This window comes from Streptomyces sp. UH6 (assembly GCF_013421635.1).
In the GTDB taxonomy this organism is placed as follows: domain Bacteria; phylum Actinomycetota; class Actinomycetes; order Streptomycetales; family Streptomycetaceae; genus Streptomyces; species Streptomyces abyssomicinicus.
Genome location: NZ_JACADT010000646.1, coordinates 1 through 3,320, shown reverse-complemented (window position 1 = coordinate 3,320; position 3,320 = coordinate 1). Strand labels below are relative to the sequence as shown.

2 protein-coding genes are annotated in these 3,320 nt (G+C 73.6%); one reads left to right on the top strand and one right to left on the bottom strand.

The genetic code is table 11. From position 1 onward, the window contains the following. The coding region (locus HW445_RS23590; RefSeq protein ID WP_180222959.1) for a glycosyltransferase family A protein at nucleotides 1-1,082 on the bottom strand (1,082 nt) is incomplete at its 3' end. Nucleotides 1,083-1,504: 422 nt separating this feature from the next. Here HW445_RS23590 and fusA point away from each other — a divergent pair. Further along, the coding region (fusA, locus tag HW445_RS23585; RefSeq protein ID WP_180222958.1) for an elongation factor G at nucleotides 1,505-3,320 on the top strand (1,816 nt) is incomplete at its 3' end.

Genomic DNA, 3,320 nt, shown 5'->3' with positions numbered 1-3,320 from the left:
TCGGCCGGGAAGACCATGGGCGCGCCGTCCGCCGTGTAACCCGCCGTCAGCTCGAACCGCAGCACGCCCTTGTCCCACCGGACCGCGCCGGCCGCGGCCTGCGGGGCGAGTGAGGCCTCCCACGCGGCGAAGGCCAGGGTGTCCTCGTACCGCCCGGCGGCGACCAGCGCCGCCACCACCCGATGGGTGGGCGCCAGGGGAGCGGCCACCGACGGGCCGAACCGCTCGTTGATCACATCGCGGATCTCGCCGAACATCTCGCGGCGGTAGTCGTCCGGGAGGACCAGCAGCCGCTTGCCCCGCATCCGTTCGACCATCTCGTTGCGCAGCCAGCGGCGGTACATCCGGTCGCGCAGCTCACCCGGTTCGGTGTACCGCTCGACCACGTCGAGCGCCTCCCGCAGGTTCGTGAAGTAGCCCACCGGGTCGAACCGCTGGAACCCGGCGTTCGAGGCGTCCTCGCGCTTGACGTGGTAGTAGCAGACGTAGTCGCTCAGCACCGACACGGTCTCGGCCCGCAGGTACGCCTCGGCGATGAACACGTGGTCCTCGAGCCGGCGGCGGCCCTCCGGGAAGCGCAGCCCGATCCGGTCCAGGAAGGCGCGCCGGAACATCTTGTGCGGCGTCAGACTGTCCATCAGCGGCGCGTTCTCGACGGTCGCCCGCGGATGGTTCCGCCGGAACAGCTCCACCGGTACCGGCCGGCCCTTTCCGGCCATCTTGCCGACGACGACGTCCGAGCCGTTCTTCACGGCGTACTCGTACATCCGCTCGAGGGCTTCGTCGCCGAGGTAGTCGTCGTTGTCGACGAACATCACGTACTCGCCCCGCGACGCCTCGATCCCGACGTTGCGCGGCTTGCCCGACCAGCCCGAGGGCTCCTGGTGGATCACTTGGATGTGGGGGTGCTCGGCGGCCAGCGCGTCCAGCAGGGCGGGCGTCCCGTCCGTCGATCCGTCGTCGACGAAGACGGCCTCGAACTCGCCGGGTGGCAGGGACTGCCGCAGGAGCGAGTCGACGCAGTCCTCGATGTACGGACCGGGGTTGTACACCGGGACGACCACACTGACCTTGACGGACATGCGTTTCACAAGCTCCTCGAGAGACGACCGTGGGGCGAACCTACCGTGAGGCGGAAGTCCTCCGGGGCCGGTCGCCCGCACCGGAAAATGTGCTGCCCTGCTCCTCCCCGGACCCTACACTCGCATCAACCACCAGGGGCGCAAGGCCTGTTGACGGCCGGTTCGCGTCGTCCGGCGCGCCCTGGAGGACGACCGTGACGAGTGAAGGGGGACAGGCCGTGCGTCAGCGCTCCGTTGCCGTCGTTCCCCGTTCGCGGTACGAGGTGATCCTGGTGTCCCCGGTGCTCCGGCGCCCGCTGCGCGGCCGGTGCCGGAAGTCCGCCACGCCCCGCTGAACCACGTCCGCCCACGCGGCGTGGCGCGCTCGTGGCGGTGATCGCGCGTCCGAAGGACCGGATCATCCTCCAGAAAGGCCGCAGGCCGTGCGCAACGACCTCACCCGCCCGACCGCCCTCCCCCTCGCCACCGTCCGCAACCTCGGCGTGCTGGCCCACGTGGACGCGGGCAAGACCACCGTGACCGAGCGGATCCTCTACGCCACCGGCGCCGTCCACCGGCGCGGCGAGGTGCACGAGGGCACCACCGTCACCGACTTCGACGCCCAGGAGCGCGAGCGGGGCATCACCATCTTCGCCGCCGCCGTCAGCTGCGCGTGGAAGGGCTGCCGGATCAACCTGATCGACACGCCGGGCCACGTCGACTTCGCCGACGAGGTGGAGCGCTCGCTGCGCGTGCTGGACGGCGCGGTCGTGGTCCTCGACGCGGTGGCCGGGGTCGAGCCGCAGAGCGAGGCGGTGTGGCGGCAGGCCGACCGGCACGGCGTGCCCAGGATCGTCCTCGTCAACAAGATGGACCGGGCCGGCGCCGACCTCGACGCCGCCGTGGCCTCGATCCGCGAGCGGCTGCACCCCGCGCCGCTGGCGGTCCAGCTGCCCGTGGGCGCGGAGGACGGCTTCCGGGGCGTCGTCGACCTGCTCGGCATGAGGGCGCTGGTGTGGCCCGAGGGCGCCGAGGAGCCCGTGGAGGAGCCGGTTCCCCCGCGGCTGCTCGCCGAGGCCGCGCGGCGGCGGCGCGTGCTGGAGGAGGCCGTGGCCGAACTGCACGCCGGGGCGCTCGAGGAGTTCTGCGCCCGCGGAACGCTGACCGGGACCGTCCTGCGCGCGGCACTGCGCGACCTCACCCGTACCGGCGACGCCGTCGTGGTGCTCTGCGGCTCCGCCTACCGCGACAAGGGGGTCGAACCGCTGCTGGACGCGGTCGCCGACTACCTGCCGTCCCCGCTCGACCTGCCGCCGGTGGCGGGCAGCTGGGAGGGCGCCGAGGTACGGCGGCAGGCCGACCCCGAAGGACCGCTGGCCGCGCTGGCGTTCAAGGTGAACGCGACCGCGACCGGCAGGCTGACGAGCCTGCGGATCTACTCGGGCACCCTGCGGAAGGGGGACGTCGTGCGGGACACGGCCACGGGCCGGACGGAGCGCGTCGCGCGGGTGCTGCGGCTGCGCGCCGACCGGTACCGCGAGGTCGACGCCGCGGTGGCCGGCGACATCGTCGCCGTGGCGGGGCCCAAGGGCGTGCGGGCCGGCGCGACGCTGTGCGACCGGGAGCACCCGCTGGTGCTGGAACCGCCCGCGCCGGCCGATCCGGTGGTCTCGGTGGCCGTCGAGGCCGTCCGCTCCACCGACACCGGACGCCTCGCCGAGGCGCTCGCCCGCCTCGCCGAGGAGGACCCGTCGCTGACGGTCCGCGCCGACCCGGAGACCGGGCAGACCCTGCTGTCCGGCATGGGCGAACTGCACCTGGAGGTGGCCGTGGAGAAGATCCGCCGGTCCGGCGGCCCGGGCCTCACGGTCGGCCGGCCGAGGGTGGCCTTCCGGGAGACGGTGACCGGCGGCGTCGCCGGGTTCGTCCACCGGCACGTCAAACAGGACGGCGGGGCCGGGCAGTTCGCGCACGTCGTGCTCGACGTCGAGCCGCTGGACGGTCCCGGGTTCGCGTTCCGGTCGACCGTGACCGGAGGGCGCGTGCCGCAGGAGTACGTGCGCGCGGTGGAGGCGGGATGCCGGGACGCCCTGGTGGACGGTCCGCTGGGCGGGCACCCGGTCACCGGCCTGCGGGTCGTCCTCACCGACGGCGCCACGCACGTGAAGGACTCGTCGGAGACCGCCTTCCGCACGGCCGGGCGGGCGGGACTGCGGGCGGCGCTGCGGGCCTGCCGCGTCGCGCTGCTGGAACCGGTCG